Raw genomic sequence first — 21,933 nt, forward strand, 5'->3', positions numbered from 1 at the left:
CCGGCGCAGGCCCGGAAAAGACGAAGAGAGGAACGATCCGATGTCCGTCATCGCCCTTCACCCGAAACACGAGCAAGAGCGTGACCGCGTCGATGCGCCAGAGACCGGCCGCGTCGCCCCCTTGCCACAGCTTTCGCCCGCCCCGCCTCTCGCCTTCTCGCTCAAGGGCATCGGCAAACGCTTCGGCGACAAGACCGTGCTCGACGGCATCGACCTCGACGTGCCCGAAGGGCAGTTCGTTGCGGTCATCGGCAAGAGCGGCTGCGGCAAGAGTACGTTGTTGCGCATCCTGGCCGGGCTCGACAAACCAACGAGCGGCACGTTGACCATCCCCGTCGGCAGCGCGCCCGATCGTCGAAGCCGCATCATGTTCCAGGAGCCGAGGCTGCTTCCCTGGGCGCGGATCGGCCGCAACGTCGAGGTCGGGCTAACAGGCATCGCCAAGGGCGAAGTCGCCCGCGATCTGTCGTTGAAGATCCTTGACGAAGTCGGGCTTGCCGACCGCGCAGAGGAGTGGCCGTCGGTGCTGTCGGGAGGGCAGAAGCAACGGGTGGCGCTTGCTCGGGCGCTCGTCGCTCACCCGTTCATCCTGGCGCTCGACGAACCGCTTGGCGCGCTCGACGCCCTGACGCGCATCGAGATGCAGCAACTGCTGGAGCGCATCTGGCAGCAACAGAACTTTACCGCGGTGCTCGTGACGCACGATGTTGCCGAGGCCGTGGCACTTGCCGACCGTGTCGTGGTTGTCGATGAGGGCCGCATCGCGCTCGATCTACCGATCCCGCTCGCCCGCCCCCGCCGCCACGGCAGCGCCGAAACCGCCAGGCTCGAAGGGCAGATCCTGGACCGATTGTTCGGCCGGGGATAAAGTGCCGCTTACGATCGCTGTTTGGCACGATGCACATTGACGAACACAACCTCCCATGGAAGCAATGCAACCATTGCCCGCATGGAAGGTCAAATCATGAATTCAACGGTCGCCGGCTCAATTCTTCCACGTTTCTTTTGGCGGCGGCTGGCAGCCTTTGTCGTTGACACTCTTCTGTTTTACATCGTCGCAGCTATTGTCTCGATCGTCCTGGTCGTCGCCCTCCCGTGGGCGCCGCGATACTTCATTCCCTCAATGACCGCATGCGAACCAACCGCGCCTGACGCGCTGGTGCAAAGGATCGAACGCGAATGGCCTCTGGCACCCGGCCAGTCGCGCGTAAGCCAGATCTGCACAACATCCTTCTGGGGCGTAGCCGACAGCAGGTCGTTTGTTTCAACTTTGGTCGATGCCGGCGATAATCCCACGCAGCGGACGATCAATTTCGAGATCGACGAGGCCGGCAATCCGGTCGAGCTTGAAGCGATGAGGCTGGGAACAGAAGTGTTCGACGAACTGGTGCCGGTGCTGTTCTTCTGCCTATCGGGCGCGGCCCTGATCGCACGCTTCGGCACGACCCCGGGCAAAAAGCTGTTCGCATTGCGCGTCATTGCAGACAATGGCGAAGCGCTGCCGTTTGCCAAGGCCGCCAAACGGGAAGCATTGCGCATGCTGCCGGCGATGCTCGATGCATTTAGCGCTCCGTTCATGCTGCTGTCGATTGCGAGCTTTGGTTCCGGCGACATCCTCAGGGACTTGATGGACGCCACGACCATCCTTGGCGCGCCGGTTCAGATCATCATGTTGGCCGGCGGCCTGATCTTCCCATTGTTCGCAATCGTCTGGTGGGTCTTGCCTCTCCTGCGCTGGCGCGGGCAGACCATCTACGACCGCCTGTCAGGATGCCACGTCATCCTCAGCCCCAGAGCGCAGACAACATCGCCGGCAGAAGCAGCCGCCTGATCGCACAATGTGACCGCGCAGCAGTTGCCTGGCTTCAGCCCTTGAAGATGAACGAGGCGCCGATGGCGATCAGGGAGAAGCCGACGAGGTGATTCCAGCCGATCGATTCTTTCAGCCAGAACACGGAGAACGCCGCGAACACCAGGAGGGTGATCACCTCCTGCATCGTCTTCAGCTGCGCCGCCGAATAGACCTCGTGGCCGATGCGGTTGGCAGGTACGGCCAGGCAATACTCGAAGAAGGCAATGCCCCAGCTTGCGGCGATCGCCATGTAAAGTGGCGATGAGGTGTATTTCAGGTGCCCGTACCAGGCAAACGTCATGAAGACGTTGGAAATCAGCAGCAGCAGGATCGGCCAGAGATAAGCCGGGTTGATGGCGAACGACATGAGGACCCTCGAAGGCGCGAATCGGTCCGGCAGAATGGTCCTGCTGGCCTCCTTCTGACAAGCTCCGACATCGTGTTTGTAACAGCCCACGCCGCATCGACCCGGCCAATGTGCTGAGAGCTTTTTCATAGATCCGGCTTTTGGCGACGTTCACACGCAAAGGCAGCCACAGCAGAACGATTGCGGCCCCTCACCCCGTCGCAACCTGCCACGCCCCATCCAACTGGCTGCCTCTAAGCCCCCCGGGGCTCGGGCGGAGGATGTCAATTCCGCCCACTTGCATCGCAATTCCCGCTTGATCGCGGTGGGCCGCCGCTGAAATTACCGCCTCAATTAAGGCAGCAAGTGCCGCTCAACGGTGAGCCGCACCGCCTGACGAACACCGCTTAAACACAAAAACAACGCGTAATGGTCGTAAAAGTTGACGATATCTAACCCAAACGAGTTAGATTACGCACGAAAATTCTCTCTTTTTGCCCTTTGCCACAATTTTGCACCAGACAGTGAGCAAAAGTCCGCGCACCGTCCGACGGGACAGGCAGGGGAATACCACACTCCGACGGCAATCGCCGTGAAGTTGGCACCGCGTTTCATCGCGGTTCGCCGGCGCGCTGATGCTGCGTTCAAAGTGCAACGCGCAGGCGCTTGCCGCCGATATCCCCCGAAACAGTGATCGATGCAGATGAAAACCGGGGGCAGTGTTCGGCGATCGCCAGGCACATCCGGGATGCACGCACCAAACAACTTGGCAAGGAGACCTGACCATGAAGGTCCTGGCGTTTCTCGCGGCTGCCTATGTCGCGCTTCTGACACCGGATGTGGCCACGGCGGGCATGTTGGCCCAGGCCCAGCAATATAACGGCATGCACGAAGTCAAGAACAACAGGCGGCTACGCACCGCACTCGGCATCAACCCGGCCCGCACCCCCTGGTGCGGCCACTTCATGGGCCTGATTGCCCGGAAGTCGGGCCGAACGCCACCGCAAAGTTTCGGCATTGCCCGCTCATGGCTGCGCTTCGGCGCGCCGGTCAAGCTCTCCTATGCCCGCCCCGGCGATGTTATCGTCGTGCGCACCGGGCGCAGCTATCATGTCGGCATCCTCTCCGCCCTGTCGAAATCGACCGCGCAGGTGATGGGCGGCAATCAGTCCGGTCGCGTCAGGGTCTCGCAATTCAACCGCGGCCAGGTCGTTGCCGTCAGGCGTTAGCCGGCGGAGAAAACAGGTTCGCGATTACCGAACCAGGGGCTCGTTGTAGCCGTCGGGCTGTCCGTCGTCGAGCGTCAGGCGCATTGCGCAGCGCCGCTCCGCCGGCAAGCCGCAGGCAACCTCCTTCGCAAGGGTCTGCGTAAGCCTTGCATCGGCATCGAGCGCATCGGCTTCAAGCGTCACGAACCCGAGCTTTCGGTAGAAGCGCTCGTTCCATGCGAGTTCGCGGAAGGTGGTCAGCGTTACCGCGCCAAGCGATCGTTCGTGCGCATGGGCGACGGCGGCTGCGATCAAGACACGCCCGAGCCCAAGCCCTTGTCGATCATGCAACACCGCGAGTTGCCAGATATGCAGGGCGTCGTCGATGATCTCAGAGCAGAGAAAGCCGAGCGGACGATCGCCATCATCGACTGCGACCCAGGAGAGACCGGCGCGAACGAAATCGAGATGTGCGTCAACAGATTGCACATCGTCGTCGGCAATCCAGGCCAGTTCGGAAACAGTGCGAAATGCCTCTCCCGACGATCGCTCGATATCGGGCAGTGCGGGTGCGTCGTCTTGGCGGGTCAGTCGAATCAGGGCGTTCATGGCGGCATCCTATCGACGGAATTCGCCCCGTCGACCCCGTCTCTGGCCAGGACCAACCGGCAAGACGGAACAGGGCCATCTTGAGGTGTTTGTTTATATAAAAACAATATCTTAAATAGACATCTTCGCCATACACACGATCCTCGCCCGCAACCGGTCCCGCAGGCGGCCGATCCCGGCATGTCCGTACCGCTCTTAGAAGCCGCGTTGAGCGCCGCTAGACGAGCGGCAGCGCCATCAGCATCTCATCGAAATACTGCCCATCGACGCATAGGGCACGCGCTTCCAACCCGTAACCGACAAAGCCGAGTTTGGAATAGAGCCGGATGGCTACGGCATTGGAGGAGACGACGGTCAACTGCAATTGCTCGACCTTCCCCCGGGCCTCGTCGATCACCGCCTCGACCAACCGTTTTGACACGCCGCTCCCGCGCGCCGCCTCGAGCACATACATGCCCCAGATGATACCCTTGTGCCTCGTCTTGATGGCGCTTGGGATCGTCAAGCCCGCGACACCCACAAGCGCACCGGCGGCATCGAAGGCACCGATGATCGCGGCGACCGTCAACCGATTGGCGAACCAGTCAAGCGGCTGCTTCGCCTCATCTTCGTGGGACGCACCGAACGACTCGGGATGGCGCTTAAGACCATCGAGGCGCAAGGCTCGGTAGGCGTCGACATCTCTGGCTTCGAGGCGGCGGAGTTGAAAGGAAGACATTCAGCGGTTCCGAAATCCGGTTCTGGGCGCACGATACTCTCCGCGTCGACTCAGCCCTGTCAACGCCAATCCGCACTATCAGAGCCGCACGAAGAACATTAGATTATCCTTCTAAACACCTGAATCAATTTTTAAATGCCCTGCTCGTCACTCGACCGTCGAGACCCGTTGTGCGATCCGTTCCAGCGCCGCGCGCAACCCTGCCTCCGGGCTCGTCAAAGGGGGCGGTCCTCGATGCACAAAGTCCGCCGCTCCCGCCATGGAGGCTTGAGCAAGGGCTACGATCGAAGCGCCATCGGCATAGGCGACGTCGCAAGCGCCAGCGATCGCAGCAAGATAGCCGTCGCGGTCACCCGCCTTGAACGAACTCCAGGCGCCGGCGACGAGGCGCACCTCGAGCGCCACCCCCCTGCGCTTCGCCGCCTCGGAAAACAATGCGGTGGTCGGAGCCACCGTCGTCTCGACGGCGCAGAGCGCCACGACCTTGCCACCGACAGCCGTCGCCCCTTCGGCAAGCGCCGCATCGATCCGCAACACCGGCACCGGCGTCGGACCAACAATCGCCGTACTGGGCCCGAGTGTCGAGCAGGTGAGGAGCACGGCATCGGCCCGCGCTGCCAGCGCGCTCAGCGCTGCGGCCGTCTCGCGGGCGATTTCGTCTGTGAGACCCCCAGCCCGTTCCGCGGCCTCAAGCAGGTCCGGCCGCACCGTGTGATGAAGCACGTCGCTTGCAAGCCCGAGTTTGCGCGCGGCGGCTTCAAAAACGGCGCAGTTGCTGTCGGCCGTATGCAGGCAGGCGATGATCAAGGTGTTTCCCTTCGTCGTGAGTTTCAGGCCACGCGCACGCGCCGCCAGCGTATCGGGATACCTTGCACGTTCCGCTGCCGGGCGAAACCGCGTTCGGGCGAGCCCACAACGCAAACTCTTCGTCGCCCCCAGCGCGCAATCCACGAGTGAAGGCCGTCTTGGCCCGCAAATGGCCTCAAAATCGGCGCAGCAATCGTTGGTTAGAGACGATCATGGCGTTTTCGCACTTCTAGATACACCTAATTTACGATACCCTTAATTTCCTCTAGCCATACGCCGCAGGAGGGGCTCGCCCCCTTGGAACGGAAGCTCGCAGTCATCCTCGCTGCCGATGTCGCTGGCTATAGTCGCCTCGTCGCGACCGACGAGGAAGGTACGCTTGCGACGCTAGGCACCTATTGCGCCACGATCGGCGATCTCGTCGCCGAGCATGGCGGGCGAATTTTCAGCACTGCCGGCGACAGCGTCGTTGCCGAATTCCACAGCGCCGTCCAGGCCGTGCGCGCCGCCGTTGCCATCCAGCGCGCCCTGCAACGCCGCAATGCCGATCTGGCGCCGGAGAAACGCATGGAGTTCCGCATCGGTATCAATCTCGGTGATGTCGTGGTCGAGGGCGCCAATCTGCTCGGCGACGGCGTCAATGTCGCAGCACGGTTGCAGCAGGTGGCTCGCCCCGCGGGCGTGTGTATCTCGGGTACACTGCATGACCAGATCGAGGGCAAGCTCGACTTCCCGATGGTCAAGCTCGGCGAGCAGACGCTGAAGAACATGCCGCGGCCGGTGCTCGTGCACAGTGTCGACTGGCGCGAGGATCCGACGGGCCCCGATTTGCCCGGAATGCCGCTCCGGCTGCCGGACAAGCCGTCGATCGCCGTGCTTCCCTTCGTCAACATGTCAGACGATCCCGGCCAGGACTACTTTGCCGATGGGCTGACGGAAGACATCATTACCGGGCTCTCCCTCTGCCGCTGGTTCTTCGTCATCGCCCGCAACTCCTCCTTTGCCTACAAGGGGCGCGCGGTCGACGTGAAGCAGATCGGCCGTGATCTCGGCGTGCGCTATATCGTCGAGGGCAGCGTGCGCCGGTCGGGGAGCCGAGTTCGCGTCACCGGGCAGTTGATCGAGGCCGAGACCGGCGTGCATCTCTGGGCGCAGCGCTTCGATCGAGAGGTGGCCGACATCTTCGCCATCCAGGACGAACTGACACAGCATGTCGTCGCCGCGATCGAACCGGAAATCCTGATCGGCGAAAATCGCCGTGCGCTCCTGCGCGGCACCGAAAATCTCGATGCCTACGAATGCCACATGCGCGGCACGCTGCTGCACAACGCCCAGGACACGGCCGCGCATTTTGCCGAGGCGATCGACTGGCATCGCCGCGCGATCGCGCTCGACCCGGACTTCGGCCGCGCCCATATGATGCTGGCACGCTCGCTCTACGCCCGATGTTTCTTCGGCTTCAGCGACGATATCGATCGCGACAGAGCCGAACTGCTTGTCGCAGCCGAGCGGGCCATCGCGCTCGAAGACAGGGATTCCTATTCGCACTACGTCATGTGCCTTGCCAATTTCGCAGCCCGCCGCCCGCATGCGGCCGTTGCCGAGGCCCAGCAGGCTATCGATCTCAACCCCAATCTCGCGCTGGCCCATATGGCGCTCGGCTGGGCCCGCATTTTCGTCGGCCGTTTCGCCGACGCGCTCGATCCGCTGCACAAGGCACTGCGGCTGAGCCCGCACGATCCGCTGACCTACCTCTTCCTCAACCGGATCGCGCTTGCCCATTACCATCTCGGCAATTACGAGGAGGCGCAGCACCACGCCGAACGCGGGATTCTATTGCGGCGCACCTATTTCAACCTGGTCGTGCTGCTCGCCTGCCTCGGCCAGCTCGGACGCACCGAGGATGCCTGCAAGCTCGTCGACGAGGCCGTCGCCAACGCGCCCCTCGATCTTCCGGGCTACTGGCAGATCTTTACCGCCTATGTCGACCCCGCCGATTACGCGCATTTCACCGACGGGCTGCGCAAGGCGGGCCTGCCAGCCGTTCCGTGAGGCGCCATGACCCGTGCGCAACAGCTCGGCGTCGTGATCGGTCTGGCGGTCGTTGCAGTGCTGACATTGCTGCGCGCCAGCGACCCGCAGCTTCTGAAGCAAGGGCGCGACGTCACCTTCGATGAGTATCAACGGCTGTCCCCGCGCGCCTACGAGACCATGCCGGTCAAGGTCGTCGATATCGACGAAGCGTCGCTGCGCGCCTTTGGACAATGGCCCTGGCCGCGCGACAGGCTGGCGAAGCTGACCGACAGGCTGGTGGAGATGGGAGCGTCGGCGATTGCCTTCGACATCCTGTTTGCCGAACCGGACCGGCTGTCGCCGCGCAACGTGCTGCGCGACGTGCCCGAAATCGATCCATCGCTGCTTAAGCGCCTGCCCGACAATGACGAGGTCTTTGCCAGGTCGATCGCGGAAAGGCCTGTCGTCCTCGGCTTCGGGCTGACCAATGAAGGAAGCTACCTGCCGCCGGTCAAGGCCGGTTTCGCCTTTACCGGCGAAAGCCCCGTTGGTGCGCCGCCGCGCATCCGCGCCGCCACCCCGCTGCGGCCGCAACTGGAGAGCAACGCCGCCGGGCTCGGCCATATCAGCCTCAACCCCGGTGGCTCCTCGGCCGTCGTGCGTGCAGTGCCGTTGTTCCTGAGCGACGGCCAGCAACTCTACCCCAGTCTGGCACTGGAGGCGCTGCGCGTGGCACAAGGCGGCTCGACCTATGTGCTGGCCGGGGCGCCCGATGTGCCGGATACGCTGACGGCCGCCAAGATCGGGGATTTCGTCGTGCCGGTGACCGCTTCCGGCGAACTCTGGCTCTACGTCAGTCCTGATACGACCGAGCGCTATGTCTCCGCGCGGCGCGTTCTCGAGGATGCCGATGTATCCCCCGATATCGCTGCGGCGATCGAAGGCAGCATCGTCTTCATCGGCACCTCCGCCGCCGGGCTGCAGGACGTGCGCACGACGGCACTCGGCCAGAACGTTCCCGGCGTCTCGCTGCACGCCCAGATCGTCGAGCAGATCCTCTCCGGCCGCTATCTCTCGCGTCCGGACTGGGCCAACGGGCTGGAAATCCTGTCGATCGCGATTGCCGGCTGCCTTCTCGTGCTGCTGACGACCTTCGTCAGTCCCATCGTTGCGCTTGCCTGCGGCCTGGCAATCACGGCGCTGGCGCTCGTCACGTCCTGGGTTGCATTCTCCTATGCCGGCCTGCTGTTCGATCCGCTGGCGCCGATCCTGGCTGCATCCATCACCCATTTCTCGGCGACGGCATTCCGTTTCCTGGTCACTGATCGCGAGCGCCGCGAGGTCCGCCAAGCCTTCGGCCGCTATCTCTCTCCCTCGCTGCTCTATCGGATAGAACACAACCGCAACGCCCTCAGGCTCGGCGGTGACGATCGCGAGCTTACCGTCATGTTCGTCGATGTGCGCAGCTTCACCGAGATGAGCGAGCGCATGGCACCAACCGATGTCGTTGCCTTTCTCAACACGTTGCTCGACGCGCTCAGCCGACATGTGATTGCCAACGAGGGTACGCTCGACAAGTTCATCGGCGATTCGATCATGGCCTTCTGGAACGCGCCGGTCGATGTAACCAACCATCCACGCAAGGCGCTGCGCGCTGCACTCGGCATGCGCCAGACCTTGGCGCGGCTCAATGCGGACGACGCCTTCGGCTTCGGTGCGGCGCAGGAGGTCGGCATCGGCATCGGCATCCACACCGGGATTGCCTGCGTCGGCAACATGGGCGCCGAGACGCGTTTCAACTATTCGGCCGTCGGCGACACCGTCAACATCGCCGCCCGTATCGAGGCGGCGTGCAAGGATGTGAGCTTCGACATCCTGGTGTCGGAGGCGACAGCGCAGGCCCTGCCCGGCTGCGCATTGCTGGAAGCCGGCGCCCTGGGGCTGAAAGGAAAGACGACGCGGACCCGGCTGTTTGCCGTCGCCGGCGACGAAGACGTCGCCGCATCGCCCGATTTCGATGAACTGCAACGCCTGCATTCAAGACTGGTCGAAAACCTGCGTGTGCGCGCCTCGGCCAGCCGCAGCCTTGCCAACGCCGCCAAGCTCAAGGCAGCAGCCATCACGCCCGGCCTGGTGGCGTTCTACGGCAGGATCACCCGTCGCTCCGACCATTTCACAGAAACCCCAGCCGATCAGGCCAGCCGCATCGCCGAATAGCGATCAATCGTCGTCGTCGTTGTCGCTTCGATCGCGGTCGCGGTCGCGGCCACCATGGCGATCATTGTTGCCATTGCCATGATCGCGGTCGGCACGCTCGCCGCTGTCGCCATCGTCGCTGCCGCCAGCGTGGCCGTCGTTGTCGGAGCCAGACGAGCCATGGTCGTCTTGCTTGCCTCCGCCGCCACCCTGCCCGTGATCCCCGTGATCGTCGTCATGATCCTTGTCGTGATGGCCGTGATCCTTGTCCCGGTCCGGCTTGTCGCGATCCGGTTTCTCATGATGGGGCTTTTCGTGATGCGGCTTTTCAGGTCTGGGTTTCTCCGGCTTGGGCTCTTCGCGCTCGATCGGCGCCTGCTGTTGCTCGATCTGCGCCGGCGGACGGGCGACATCATCGCGACGCGCGGCCTGCAATCCGCAGCCGGCACCGACGGCGCCGATCGTGCCGGAAAGCCTCTGGCCGCCGGAAAGGAAAGGCAGGGCCTGCGCATTGCCGAGGCTGCGCAATGTGCGCTGGCTGACGCGCGCCGCCTGGCTGACCCCACCACCGGGTGTGGCAACCACACAATCGCAGCGCCGCGTCAGTTGCCGGCACCCACCGGCGCCGCAAAAGCTGGCCGCACCATTCAGCAGCACGACCGCAGTCGTGCCGTCGCGCCCCACATAGAAATCGAACGCCGTGCCACGCACGCCGATGGTGCCGGCCGGCGTGACGATCTCATAGGCGGAATGTTTGGATTTGCCGCTGACCCAGCGAAAGGTGCCTTTGGCGGCCGTGATCGTCAGCTTCTTCACCGACCTGGTGCCGTCGTAGACGAATTGGTCGATGACCACGGAAGACCCCCAGCCGACGGCGAGCTTGGTCCCGTCCTGGAAAACGAACTGGCCAAGACCGGACTTTGACGTCCGGATCCGTTCGTCCCGGTAGACCGGGTCCCTGACCGCCAGCGGACCGCTCGCGCCGGACACTTCGGTCCTGATCGATACCGCTTGACCGACGGGTTCGGCCGCAAAGCTCGTGGCAGGGCAAAGAAGCATTGCACGAAAAGCGATAAGGGCGGCACCACTCAAACGCGACATGGCCCCCTCCAAACCACAATTGATATCATGCGTCAGGCTTGGGTGTCTTCTCGCCCATTCGGGGTAAGCTTCCAGCAACCAGAACTCGTATGGGCTATCCAGCGCCACCCTGGGCATCGGCCATGGCAATGCAGCCGCTCAAACGTGCCACTCGCAGCGGGCCGTTGGCTCAGAAATCGAGCCAATGCGTGATCCCCGATTGCGCGGCCGGGAGAAGGCCCATCCTTTCCCAAAACGCCCCGGCTTCGGCCGTGCCGGCATTCACGGTGACACGTGGGGCATGGTTGCGGGCATGCCCGAGCAGCCTGATCGCCAGCTCACGCCCCAGACCGAGGCCGCGGAACTGCGGGCGGACATAGAAGCGGCGGAGCCGCAGAGCGTCTGGCGCGCAGGGATCGGCGGTCAGACCGCCCAGTCCCGCGCAGGTCCCGGCCACGGCTGCCATCAGCAGGACCTCGCCGCGCCCATCGAAGCGCATGGCGCCTGAACCCCAATCCTCATGCAGCCGCTCGACAAATCGGTATTGCTCGGAGACGGCGTCACGCCGCAGATCGTCGAAATCCTGAGGCAGGGACGATGTCGGCAAACAACGATCGATGACAAACATGCTTACCTCCTGCCATCCGCCGACAGACGAGTTCGACGGCAATGACCTCCTATTTGCAAAGCGAACGCATTGGTAGCCGCGATCATCTGTCCTGTGATCCACTGGCTCCCGAAACGCTGAAAACGAGCCTCGGAAAATCCGGAAATTTCGTTTCCCTTTTGTACTCATTCCCCCTTTATTTTCGGCATGACTCTGTCCATATTCCCGCCATGGCCCAGGATCCGAAGAAGTCTGCAAAAAATCCCCCGAAAAAATCGACAGTGCCCGGCGGCTTCGAGGAAGCCCCGCAGGCACCGCTGTCGGGAACCCCGCTCTCCGGCAATGTTTCCGATTGGGTGAAACAACTCGAGGCGGATGCCGAGGCCTCGGCCTTCGAGAGCCAGCGCGAGGTCGCCTCCATGGCCGGCAAGCACCGCAAGAAGGTGGAAATCGCCGCGAAATCGGCCGCAGGCCGCAAGCCCGAAGGGGCGTCCGAGCCGATGCGAGGCCCCCGCGGAGCGAAGGCGCAAGGCGCCGACAGCGTGAGCGGAAGGACGTCTCGGGGCACCTCGATGGGCGGGACAACCGACCCGAAGACGCGCGCCGCGGCGGGCCTCAATCCGGTCGCCGGCCTCGACGTGTCGCTTGAGGATGCCGACAAGCTGTCCAACTCGGGCGTCACCGCCACGGTGGAGGCGCTGTCGGCGCTGATCGAGAGCGGCAATCCGCTGTTCAAGGACGGCAAGCTGTGGACGCCGCACCGCCCTGCCCGGCCGCCGAAATCCGAAGGCGGCATCGAGATCCGCATGGTCTCCGATTACGAGCCGGCCGGCGACCAGCCGACGGCGATCGCCGATCTCGTCGAAGGCCTTGCCTCCGGCGAGCGCAGCCAGGTGCTGCTCGGCGTCACCGGTTCGGGCAAGACCTTCACCATGGCCAAGGTGATCGAGGCGACGCAGCGCCCCGCCGTCATTCTCGCGCCCAACAAGACACTGGCGGCCCAGCTCTATTCCGAGTTCAAGAACTTCTTCCCGGATAATGCGGTCGAGTATTTCGTTTCCTACTACGATTACTACCAGCCGGAAGCATACGTGCCGCGCTCGGATACCTTCATCGAGAAGGAATCCTCGATCAACGAGCAGATCGACCGCATGCGCCACTCCGCCACCCGCTCACTGCTGGAGCGCGACGACTGCATCATCGTCGCCTCGGTCTCCTGCATCTACGGTATCGGCTCGGTCGAAACCTATACCGCCATGACCTTCCAGATGAGCGTCGGCGACCGGCTCGACCAGCGCCAGCTGCTGGCCGACCTCGTGGCGCAGCAATACAAGCGCCGCGACATGGATTTCCAGCGCGGCTCTTTTCGCGTGCGCGGCGATACCATTGAAATCTTCCCGGCCCACTTGGAAGACGCGGCGTGGCGCATCTCCATGTTCGGCGACGAGATCGACGCCATCACCGAGTTCGACCCGCTGACCGGCCAGAAGACCGGCGACCTGAAATCGGTCAAAATCTACGCCAACTCGCACTATGTCACCCCGCGCCCGACGCTGAACGGAGCGATCAAGGCGATCAAGGAAGAGCTGAAGCACCGACTGGCCGAACTGGAAAAGGGCGGCCGCCTGCTGGAAGCCCAGCGGCTGGAGCAGCGCACCCGCTACGACATCGAGATGCTGGAGGCCACCGGCGCCTGTGCCGGCATCGAAAACTATTCGCGCTATCTCACCGGCCGCAATCCCGGCGAACCGCCGCCGACTCTGTTCGAATACATCCCCGACAACGCGCTGCTGTTCATCGACGAAAGCCACGTCTCCGTCAGCCAGATCGGCGGCATGTATCGCGGCGACTTCCGCCGCAAGGCGACGCTGGCCGAATACGGCTTCCGCCTGCCCTCGTGCATGGACAACCGTCCCTTGCGCTTCGAGGAATGGGACGCCATGCGCCCCGATACCATCGCGGTTTCGGCCACCCCCGCCGCCTGGGAACTGGAACAGTCCGGCGGCGTCTTTGCCGAACAGGTCATCCGCCCGACTGGCCTGATCGACCCGCCGGTGGAAGTGCGCTCGGCCAAAACCCAGGTCGATGACGTGCTTGGCGAAATCCGCGAAACGGCCGCTGCCGGCTATCGCACGCTCGTCACCGTGCTGACCAAGCGCATGGCCGAGGATCTCACCGAATATCTGCACGAACAGGGCATTCGCGTCCGCTACATGCACTCCGACATCGACACGCTGGAGCGCATCGAGATCATCCGCGACCTGCGCCTCGGCGCGTTCGACGTGCTCGTCGGCATCAACCTTTTGCGCGAAGGCCTCGACATTCCCGAATGCGGCTTCGTCGCCATCCTGGATGCCGACAAGGAAGGCTTTCTGCGCTCGGAAACCTCGTTGGTGCAGACCATCGGCCGCGCCGCGCGTAACGTCGACGGCAAGGTCATCCTCTATGCCGACCAGATCACCGGCTCAATGCAGCGCGCCATGGACGAAACCAGCCGCCGCCGCGAAAAACAGATGGCTTACAACCAGGCCAACGGCATCACGCCGGAATCGGTGAAGGCGAAGATTTCCGACATCCTCGACTCGGTCTACGAGAAGGACCACGTGCGCGCCGACATCTCCGGCGTCGCCGGCAAGGGTTTTGCGGACGGCGGCCATCTCGTCGGCAACAATTTGCAGGCGCACCTCAACGCGCTGGAAAAGCAGATGCGCGACGCCGCCGCCGACCTCGACTTCGAGAAGGCCGCCCGCCTGCGCGACGAGATCAAACGCCTCAAGGCCGCCGAACTCGCCGCCATGGACGACCCGATGGCACGGGAAGAGGCCAAAGCGATCGAGGGCCGCTCGAAGAGCAGCAAGTCTAGCGCGCGGTCACCGGCAGCCGACGTTGGCATCGGCGACGCCAGAGGCGACCGAAGCGGCGGCGTTGCTCGCCCTGCGCGCGACATCACCGCGATCAGCCGAACAACCGGCCCAACGGACGACGAAAAATCGCTGTTCCAGAAACCATCGCTCGACGACATGGGCCCGGGCACCGACACTGAACGCCCGCTGTTCCGCAAGCCCGACCTCGATGAAATGGGCCGCGACGTCGCGACGCCGGCCGGCCGGAAGGATGCCGAGGGCCAAAGCCTCTTTCGCAAGAACAGCCTCGACGAAATGACCGTCGGCCGCACCGAAAAGCCTGTGATCGGCAAGGTGCCGGACAAGCCGATCATCCGTGCCAAGCCGGGTGTCGGCTCCTATGAGGATCCCGTGGATGAGAAGCGGCAGAAGGGTCGGACGAAGGGGAAGACCGGGCGGCCGGGCAAATAAACCAGCGCTGCAATGTCAGCTGTGGGCAACCGCCGAGGCCCAAGCCTCTACACCTTCATCTCCGCCAGCGCCCGATGCAACGGCGCATCCGAAATCTGGATCGCACCGGTAAACGGGATGTCCATGTCGAGCACGATGAAGACCGAGCCGGCGATGAACAGGGCTGAGACCAGGAACATGGCGACAACCGCGGCATTTTGCGGGGCGCGGTAGCCGAAGCTCGCGAAGACCAGCGTCATCCATGCGATCAGCATGCCGATGACAGGCATCGGGATCGCGCCTTCCGATTGCTCGACGATCGTCCAGCGTTGATCGACGATGCGGTTATACTGCTCGCGTGCTTCTGCCAGCATGGATTCATGCAGGCTGTCGGCCGGCTGGATGGATGCAAGGCTGTTGCCGACCGTGTCCAGCCGCTGCTGGCCGGCATTGCGCGCTTCATGCAGCGCATCGTTAACGCGTTCGGGATTGGCGATCGCCGCCTCCACATAGGCGATCAGATATTGCCGGGCATCGTTGCCGGCGAGGCCATAGCTCCGGAGCGTGCGGTCGAGCAGGATCAGGTTGGTGGCAAAGGAGTGCACATTGTTGTCGATGCCCTCGAAGGTGTTCTTGGCCGAATTGATCATCAGGCCGAAAACCAGCGACGCCATGACGACAAAAATGTTGGCGACGAGCCGCACCACAGTATTCGTATCGTCGTCACGATGCCGCGCGTGCAGCTTGGGGTAGACATGCATCATGCCGAGCGCAGCGACACTCAGGCAGAGGAAGGCGGCAACGGCAATCAAGATCGCACTCATTCCAGCCCGGCTCCTGCTGCGCCGCCGCCCGCTGGGCCGGGGCAAATCAACGTCCCCTGCTGCATGTTTCTATCCCTAAATGCTATTCGATTTACGGATAGAAACATGCAGCAGTTCAAAGTGCTACAGCGTCTCGCGCGTCCAACAAGACGCGCGGCGCTGCAGGATAGGACCTTTCGCCATGCGCGCAACGCACTCGCGCGCCGAACCTTCGCAATGTCGGACCCAGCGGCCGCTCGACATTCAGGGCAAGACATTGCCGCCGGGGCAGGATCATCGCCTGGCGATCGCCGGCCTCACCTTAGTTGCCGCCGCTGGCCGTCGCCTGCCCCAGCACCCCTACCAACGTCTTGCCATCGGTGAAGTAGGGATCGCCGCCGCCGTTACGGCCGGTCTTGGTCGCACCGATGCCGGGGATCTCGTAGGTCGATGCGATCTGCCCGGCCTTCTGCAGGTCTGACATCACCAGGTTTCGCTCCGCGTCCAGATCCGGGCCGATATGGTGGGTGATCTGGCCCGTGTCGTGGCTTAAGCCGACGCCGCGGTCGAAGCTGGCCGAACCGAGCCAGAGCGACCCGCCGCCCTCGGCGGGCTGGTTGCTCAACCAGAAGCGCACATGGTTGCGCTCGTCGGCGCTTTTGCCGACCGGCTTTTCGAACGCCAGATCCTGTTTCCGCCCCTCGAAGAACAACGGGCTGACCGGCGCATCGAGGTCGGGCCGATCCAGCACCACGCTCAAGCCGATATCGACAGATGAGCGGAGCGTGACCTTGTCGGCCGGATCCCAACCCGCGGCCGCGAAGGCGCGGATCACCTGCTCCTTCGAACCGACGAGGCCGACATTGATGGGGTCGCCGGGGATATCCTGTTCCGTGGTGGTCACCATAGGGCTGAGACTGTCAATCCGGCTGCGGTCGCGGAAAAGCCAGAGGTCCGGCAGCAGGAAGTAGCTGATCAGCAGATAGGCTACGAGCCCGGCGGAAAGGGCGCTCAACACTGCACGAAGTTTGCTGTGGCGGGTCATCTGCGTTCACCTCGATCCCGGTGCGGCGATATCAGCTAAACCCGATACGGCCCGGAAAGCAACGGGGCGGCAACAGTGCAATCCGGCCCGCACGAAGCGGGAACGACGGGCTTTCAATCGCGGGGTCGATCGGCTGCAGCGCCGCGCATCAAGTGTGACATGCAGACGCCACCTTAACACTTTCTATTTACTGAATAATTCTTTCATTTAATCGATCAAGACCCAAGGAATTATGCAGGATCGGCAGATCGGCGACCGGTGTCAGGTCGCGAACGGCCGACAGCTCGATCAGGAACGCGCAGCGCATCTGCCGCAAGTTGCTGCCGCGCCGCTTGTCGCCAGGATGCGCGCTGCCTCTACTCCGCCGCGTGCGCCTTGGCCTCCAGCGCCTCCAGTTCGTAGGAGTAGCCTTCCAGCATTTCATAGGCCTGCTCGATGGTCTTGATCTGCTCCTCGGTGGTCTTGATCGCCTCGGCGATCGAGCGGGAGCGCGCGCGCAGCATCGAGCCGAGCACGTCTGTCTCCGGCCGTCGGCCGAGACGGTCGAGGTGTTTTCGCACCCGGGCGCGGTGACGCTCCAGTTCGAGGATATGGAAGCGGCTCTTGACGATATCGTCGGAGAGTTTGCGGCGCATGGCGGCAACGGGATCGAAGCTGCCGGGCTCGCGCTCGTCGAGGATGAAGTCGTTGACCAGCGTCTCAAGCATCATCAGGCCCTTGAGGTCGCGCGGCTCGGCGAGCTGCGGATCGTATCCTGTGTCGTCAAAGACCTTCCGGCGCACCGGGTCCTTCAGGAGTTCATAGACCGCCTGCAGCCGGGCAAATTGCTCCGCATCGCCGCCAGAGTCGGGATGGGCCGCCTTGGCCGCCTTGCGATAGGCCGTGCGGATGGTCTGGTCGTTCGCGTCGCGGTCTACGCCAAGCATCTCGTAGGGATCGATCACGCTGCCCCCTGTTCGTCTTGCATTCCGATTTCTCCGCTTGACCTAACGCACGTACCGGAAGACCGGAACCAATCACCGGTAAAGCCTGCGCGTTATCCCAAACATGTTCAAGTGCTGATGCGATGTGAAAGGGATCAGCGTCGCACACCGCCGCCGCTCATCGGGCAATGCCCGTCCGTCGCGGCGGCGCGCACGTTCGATCGTGGTCGGGACGAAATTGTGGTGAGAAACAGGCCTTCCCCGATTTTTACGCGCCACGCGCGCTCCGAGCGGGAGCCGAAGGGGCGCTCGGCCGCTCGCGGGATCGCAACCGGTGGCAGCCACCCGGGCGGCAATGATGGACTCTTCAGTCACATTCGGCATCGTCACTCGATATCCCCCGGACGTTGGACCATGTTGCCGACGCTCGAGAAGAAAGGATATTGCGTGGCGGATACCGCAGCTCGCCACGCCTGCTCAGGCCAGTGCTCGCGCCGCGTGCGCCCGTCCGTCCAAAACCCCTGAGAATGCTGTGGTTGACGGCTCATTTTCCCGAAATATGCCGCGCGAATGGCTCTTGCCTTTTTTTGCAAATACTGTCACTGCTGCTACCGTTCGGGCGTTTTCAATCCCGGAGACTGGACTTTCTCTTTTGTGCCCGGCTTGCCGGGCCGGCCGGAAGCGGCAAATGGACGTTCTTTCCCCGTTATCGTGACTACTCGACGCCTATCCGCTTGCATGCGGAAGACGACACACCCACATCCTCACGGGGGCGCGGGTATAGCTTTAAGACTGAAGGAAAAGGACTTCTTCCATGGCCACTAAGGGCACCGTAAAATTCTTCAACCAGGACAAGGGTTTTGGTTTCATCACGCCGGACGGCGGCGCTAAGGACGTATTCGTCCACATCTCCGCTGTACAGGCCGCTGGCCTTGCTACGCTGAAGGACGGCCAGGTTGTCACGTTCGACACCGAAGCTGACCGCATGGGCAAGGGCCCGAAGGCCGTGAACATCCAGGCTTCGTAAGCCGGATCGTCCGACTGGACTTTTGGAAGCGGCGCTCCCTCGGGGGCGCCGTTTTCGTTTTGGGCTGATCGTTTTCTGCTGCCGCTGCGCAGATATCACCGGCGACGCAAGCCTCGACGGCTCAACCGATGCGACGCTCACGCCTGCAGTCGATCAAGCTGCGTGCAGCCTCGATCAAAAGGCCTACTCCGCCGCCTGCTTGGTTGCGGCCGCTTCGAACACCGCGTCGAATGCCGCGTGAATGACTTCCGGTCCAGCGCCTTGCCGCGTCGCGTCGGACGACAGGATCTGGCGATAGCGCCGCGCGCCCGGCCAGCCCTGGAACAGCCCGACCATATGCCGGGTGACATGGGCGAGCCGCCCGCCATTGGCAATGTGGCCGCTCGCATAGTCGGCCATGACATCGCGTATCTCTGCCCAGAACGACAGGTCCAGCCGATGGCCGCGCTCGGAGAAGTCCACGCCCTTGTGGTCGAGCGCCGCCGCGCCGGTGAGCGGATGCGGGAAGAAACCATCGACCGCCGTCAGCATGGCGCTGTCGTGATAGGCGGCGCGGCCAAGCATCACGCCATCAAGCCCTTTCATTTCCCCAAGCGACTGACTCAAAGTCTGAAGTCCGCCGTTGAGACCAATGAAAAGATTAGGATTTTCGAGTTTCAATTGATGAACGAGAGCGTAGTCGAGCGGTGGGATGTCGCGGTTCTCCTTGGGCGACAGTCCCTGCAGCCACGCCTTGCGCGCATGCACCCAGACAGCGTCGGTTCCCGCGTCCGCGACACGCGACACCAGATCGCGAAGGGCCACTTCCGGATCCTGCTCGTCGACGCCGATGCGGCACTTCACCGTCACCGGGACGCGGACCACCGCCTTCATCGCCGCCACGCATTCCGCCACCATGCCGGGCTCCTGCATCAGACAGGCGCCAAAGGTCCCGGATTGCACGCGGTCGGAGGGGCAGCCGACATTCATGTTGATCTCGTCATAACCGAACTCTTCGGCAATGCGCGCAGCCTCGGCCATCTTGCGCGGATCGTTACCGCCAAGCTGCAGCACCAGCGGATGCTCCGAGGCATCGTAGCCGAGCAGCTTGTCGCGATCCCCCCGCAGAATCGCGTCCGCGACGATCATCTCGGTATAGAGCAGCGCATGTTGCGAAAGCCGGCGCGCGAAAAAGCGATAGTGCCGGTCGGTCCAATCCACCATGGGGGCCACGGCGAAGACCGGAGTGTTAAAATAGCGGCTGTTGCGCGACGTTTCGGCCATATCAGGCAAGTCTCTCATAAACGATCGGTGCGCGGCGAGCGCGCGACTTCGACCTTCGTGCGGCAGTCCCTGTCAAATAGGTGCAAGGCGGCCGGTTTTGTAGCAATCCAGGAGGACGACATTGAAACGAATGCGCCAAACTGGCGTCGGATCCGGCATCGCCCGGGAGCCCCATAGCACGAGATGTCCGCACTGGCCACCCGGAGCCGGCGGCCGACGGCATCCGGAACACCGGCAACCGCAAACGTCCTTGCGCTGATTGGAAATCACCCTTCGATCGCCACCGAGAAGCGACGTCATGCGAACGGTAACCGCGCTGCAACCATCTGCCCCTGCCCCAACCTTATCTTTCGATCACGGCAACACCAAAATTGGCGCAGTTGCGCAGCGCCATTCCTTGATAAGAAAGGCTCCTGGATTCGATGAAAGGCCTTTCCATGCCAAGATTCATAGTCGTTGCGGCACTCAGCCTTGCCGCCGTGAGCGCCTCAACTGCCGTCGCCCAGCCTTTTGAAACGCCGGCGGCGTTGATCGAGGCGCTCTATGCACCCTATCTCGGCAATGGCGACACATCCGAGCGCGACGCGTTTTTCTCCGACGGGCTAACCGGGCTTTATGCGGATGACGCACAGAAGAACCAGGGCGAGGTCGGTGCCATCGGCTTCGACCCCGTCATCAACGGTCAGGACTGGGACATCGCCGACCTGCATGTAGGCAAGGCAGAAATCAGCGGCCAGGCCGCTGTTGTCACCGTCCGCTTCGAAAACTTCTCCACCCCCATGACCCTGCGATACAGCCTGATCGATGAAGGCGGCAACTGGCAGGTCGACGACATCGAAAGCATCGAGGGCGACACCCGCTGGAGATTGAGCGAGATTTTCGCCAACGCGCAGGACTGAAACCACGCAGCGCGGAGGCGAATTCGCGCTCGGCCAGGTCGCGCAGAAAGATGGACGCAACTATCATCGGCTTGACAGGCAGTGTCACAGGCGATTAGGGCAGCGTCCCTGTATCGATACAGACGCCAGGAACAAGGGAAGACGGCATGAAACGTGCGATCGTGGCACTCCTCACTCTCCAGCTCGCAGCTTGCCAGTCGATGGCGCTTGAAGACCAGGAGATCGCAACGCCGAAGCCCCCATCCGTGCCGACGCTTTCCGGCGCCGATCTTCAGGCCCTCATCGTCGGCAAGTCGTTGCGCTACACGATCAACGGCGTTGTCTCTTCCTACTTTGCCGACGGCCGATATGGCTACCGCGACTACGAAGTACGCGACGGCGGAACCTACACGATCGCCGGCGACGAGGTCTGCATCACGTTCGAGGATGGCGGCCGACGCTGCGACCAGTTCGCCCGGATTGGTCCTGATTACGTCAGGATCGAAGAAGGCGGCCGCCAGACCAAGGTGGCAGGTGTCGGGCCGGCCTGAACCGGCAACAGCCTCGTGGGCGCGAACAATCCGACAGCAATTGCCGGGGGCCAGTCTTGAGCGCGCATGAAATCCGCCCGGCCCGGCCGGACGAACGTCTGGCGCTGATCGAGATTCAGCGGCGCGCCTCGCTCACGCATGAAGCCTATCGCGCGCTTCTTCTTCAAAATCCCGAGGCCATCGATCTTCCGATCGAGCACATCTCCCAGGGCGGCACGCTGGTCGCGACCGTCGAAGCAGTCCTTGCAGGCTTTGCGGTCGTCATCACCCACCCGGATGGCACCGTCGAGCTCGACGGCCTGTTCGTCGAACCCCGATGGTCACGCATGGGGATCGGCCGCCACCTCGTTCGCGAAGCCTGCAGCAAAGCACGCCAATGGGGTGCTGAGACGCTGATCGTCGTCGCGTCGCCCGAAACCCAAGGCTTTTACGCCGGCTGCGGCTTTGTCGTCGTCGGCGAAGCGAACACACGCTTCGGCACGGCCGTCACCATGCGTCGGCACATCGCCGAAGAATAAGGGCGTCCGGCACGGGTGCCGCTCGCACCGTCAGCCATTGGGCTCGTCCGGCGACAGGCCGTTTCTTCCAGGCTCCACTTCCTAACAATTTATTAAGAAGAATCGCCGATCGTCCCAAAATGGCATGATTGTCATCGGAGCGAAAACATGAGCTACGATTGGAGTGGCGCAAGACGGCGCCGAACATTAGCGGTCA

20 protein-coding genes are annotated in these 21,933 nt (G+C 63.0%); 10 read left to right on the top strand and 10 right to left on the bottom strand.

The genetic code is table 11. The features are described 5' to 3' along the window. Window positions 1-40: 40 nt before the first annotated feature. The gene (locus tag AC1Q80_RS08975) at window positions 41-868 is read left to right on the top strand and encodes an ATP-binding cassette domain-containing protein (RefSeq protein WP_173420193.1); all 828 of its coding nucleotides are present in this window, start codon (window positions 41-43) and stop codon (window positions 866-868) included. A gap of 21 nt (window positions 869-889) precedes the next feature. Beyond that, a complete protein-coding gene (locus AC1Q80_RS08980) occupies window positions 890-1,831 on the top strand; it encodes an RDD family protein (RefSeq protein ID WP_492360191.1) in 942 nt (313 codons plus the stop codon). A gap of 34 nt (window positions 1,832-1,865) precedes the next feature. Here the strand turns inward: AC1Q80_RS08980 and AC1Q80_RS08985 are convergent, their stop codons facing one another. After that, entirely contained in the window at window positions 1,866-2,219 is a 354-nt protein-coding gene (locus tag AC1Q80_RS08985) for a DMT family protein (protein ID WP_077503757.1), read from the bottom strand. Window positions 2,220-2,983: 764 nt separating this feature from the next. On the opposite strand from AC1Q80_RS08985, the gene AC1Q80_RS08990 reads away from it, so the two are divergent. Further along, window positions 2,984-3,427 carry a TIGR02594 family protein gene (locus AC1Q80_RS08990; RefSeq protein WP_173420194.1) on the top strand — a complete coding sequence of 148 codons (444 nt, stop codon included), beginning with the start codon at window positions 2,984-2,986 and terminating at the stop codon, window positions 3,425-3,427. A 24-nt stretch (window positions 3,428-3,451) separates the two neighbouring features. Here AC1Q80_RS08990 and AC1Q80_RS08995 read toward each other — a convergent pair whose 3' ends face one another. The 3 genes from AC1Q80_RS08995 to AC1Q80_RS09005 all read right to left on the bottom strand — a co-directional run bounded on the left by AC1Q80_RS08995 (window position 3,452) and on the right by AC1Q80_RS09005 (window position 5,540). After that, entirely contained in the window at window positions 3,452-4,015 is a 564-nt protein-coding gene (locus AC1Q80_RS08995; RefSeq protein WP_492360192.1) for a GNAT family N-acetyltransferase, read from the bottom strand. A gap of 217 nt (window positions 4,016-4,232) precedes the next feature. Beyond that, window positions 4,233-4,733, bottom strand: coding sequence for a GNAT family N-acetyltransferase (locus AC1Q80_RS09000; protein WP_492360193.1), 501 nt, complete (start codon window positions 4,731-4,733; stop codon window positions 4,233-4,235). Window positions 4,734-4,880: 147 nt separating this feature from the next. Next, window positions 4,881-5,540, bottom strand: a complete 660-nt coding sequence (locus tag AC1Q80_RS09005) for an aspartate/glutamate racemase family protein (RefSeq protein WP_492360194.1) — start codon at window positions 5,538-5,540, stop codon at window positions 4,881-4,883. 297 nt (window positions 5,541-5,837) lie between these two features. On the opposite strand from AC1Q80_RS09005, the gene AC1Q80_RS09010 reads away from it, so the two are divergent. Both AC1Q80_RS09010 and AC1Q80_RS09015 read left to right on the top strand, forming a co-directional pair. Further along, window positions 5,838-7,592 carry an adenylate/guanylate cyclase domain-containing protein gene (locus AC1Q80_RS09010; protein ID WP_492360195.1) on the top strand — a complete coding sequence of 585 codons (1,755 nt, stop codon included), beginning with the start codon at window positions 5,838-5,840 and terminating at the stop codon, window positions 7,590-7,592. Window positions 7,593-7,598: 6 nt separating this feature from the next. Next, the gene (locus AC1Q80_RS09015) at window positions 7,599-9,770 is read left to right on the top strand and encodes a CHASE2 domain-containing protein (protein ID WP_173420199.1); all 2,172 of its coding nucleotides are present in this window, start codon (window positions 7,599-7,601) and stop codon (window positions 9,768-9,770) included. 3 nt (window positions 9,771-9,773) lie between these two features. On the opposite strand, the gene AC1Q80_RS09020 is transcribed toward AC1Q80_RS09015, so the two are convergent. Both AC1Q80_RS09020 and AC1Q80_RS09025 read right to left on the bottom strand, forming a co-directional pair. Continuing rightward, on the bottom strand, window positions 9,774-10,850 hold the full coding sequence (locus tag AC1Q80_RS09020; protein ID WP_492360196.1) for a FecR family protein: 1,077 nt from the start codon (window positions 10,848-10,850) through the stop codon (window positions 9,774-9,776). 169 nt (window positions 10,851-11,019) lie between these two features. Further along, the gene (locus AC1Q80_RS09025) at window positions 11,020-11,457 is read right to left on the bottom strand and encodes a GNAT family N-acetyltransferase (RefSeq protein WP_492360197.1); all 438 of its coding nucleotides are present in this window, start codon (window positions 11,455-11,457) and stop codon (window positions 11,020-11,022) included. 209 nt (window positions 11,458-11,666) lie between these two features. Between AC1Q80_RS09025 and uvrB the strand changes: the two genes are divergently transcribed. Then, the gene (gene uvrB, locus AC1Q80_RS09030) at window positions 11,667-14,750 is read left to right on the top strand and encodes an excinuclease ABC subunit UvrB (protein WP_492360198.1); all 3,084 of its coding nucleotides are present in this window, start codon (window positions 11,667-11,669) and stop codon (window positions 14,748-14,750) included. A gap of 47 nt (window positions 14,751-14,797) precedes the next feature. Here uvrB and AC1Q80_RS09035 read toward each other — a convergent pair whose 3' ends face one another. From AC1Q80_RS09035 to AC1Q80_RS09045, 3 genes are all read right to left on the bottom strand, one after another. Then, window positions 14,798-15,553, bottom strand: a complete 756-nt coding sequence (locus tag AC1Q80_RS09035) for a bestrophin-like domain (RefSeq protein WP_492360199.1) — start codon at window positions 15,551-15,553, stop codon at window positions 14,798-14,800. Between the two features lie 301 nt (window positions 15,554-15,854). Then, complete coding sequence (locus AC1Q80_RS09040; protein ID WP_492360200.1) at window positions 15,855-16,577, bottom strand: LssY C-terminal domain-containing protein; 723 nt, start codon at window positions 16,575-16,577, stop codon at window positions 15,855-15,857. Between the two features lie 356 nt (window positions 16,578-16,933). Continuing rightward, entirely contained in the window at window positions 16,934-17,503 is a 570-nt protein-coding gene (locus AC1Q80_RS09045) for a J domain-containing protein (RefSeq protein WP_173421027.1), read from the bottom strand. Window positions 17,504-18,314: 811 nt separating this feature from the next. Here AC1Q80_RS09045 and AC1Q80_RS09050 point away from each other — a divergent pair. Next, window positions 18,315-18,527 (top strand): cold-shock protein, encoded by a 213-nt coding sequence (locus tag AC1Q80_RS09050; RefSeq protein WP_025427309.1) that lies wholly within the window; start codon window positions 18,315-18,317, stop codon window positions 18,525-18,527. 183 nt (window positions 18,528-18,710) lie between these two features. On the opposite strand, the gene dusA is transcribed toward AC1Q80_RS09050, so the two are convergent. Further along, window positions 18,711-19,808, bottom strand: a complete 1,098-nt coding sequence (dusA, locus tag AC1Q80_RS09055; protein WP_492360201.1) for a tRNA dihydrouridine(20/20a) synthase DusA — start codon at window positions 19,806-19,808, stop codon at window positions 18,711-18,713. A 419-nt stretch (window positions 19,809-20,227) separates the two neighbouring features. On the opposite strand from dusA, the gene AC1Q80_RS09060 reads away from it, so the two are divergent. From AC1Q80_RS09060 to AC1Q80_RS09070, 3 genes are all read left to right on the top strand, one after another. Next, the gene (locus tag AC1Q80_RS09060) at window positions 20,228-20,689 is read left to right on the top strand and encodes a DUF3828 domain-containing protein (protein ID WP_492360202.1); all 462 of its coding nucleotides are present in this window, start codon (window positions 20,228-20,230) and stop codon (window positions 20,687-20,689) included. Between the two features lie 146 nt (window positions 20,690-20,835). Further along, window positions 20,836-21,219 carry a hypothetical protein gene (locus AC1Q80_RS09065; protein ID WP_077503774.1) on the top strand — a complete coding sequence of 128 codons (384 nt, stop codon included), beginning with the start codon at window positions 20,836-20,838 and terminating at the stop codon, window positions 21,217-21,219. Window positions 21,220-21,275: 56 nt separating this feature from the next. After that, on the top strand, window positions 21,276-21,737 hold the full coding sequence (locus AC1Q80_RS09070; RefSeq protein WP_492360203.1) for a GNAT family N-acetyltransferase: 462 nt from the start codon (window positions 21,276-21,278) through the stop codon (window positions 21,735-21,737). The last annotated feature ends 196 nt before the right edge of the window (window positions 21,738-21,933 follow it).

The sequence above is a fragment of the Ensifer sp. GW823-FHT05D09 genome (assembly GCF_058795755.1).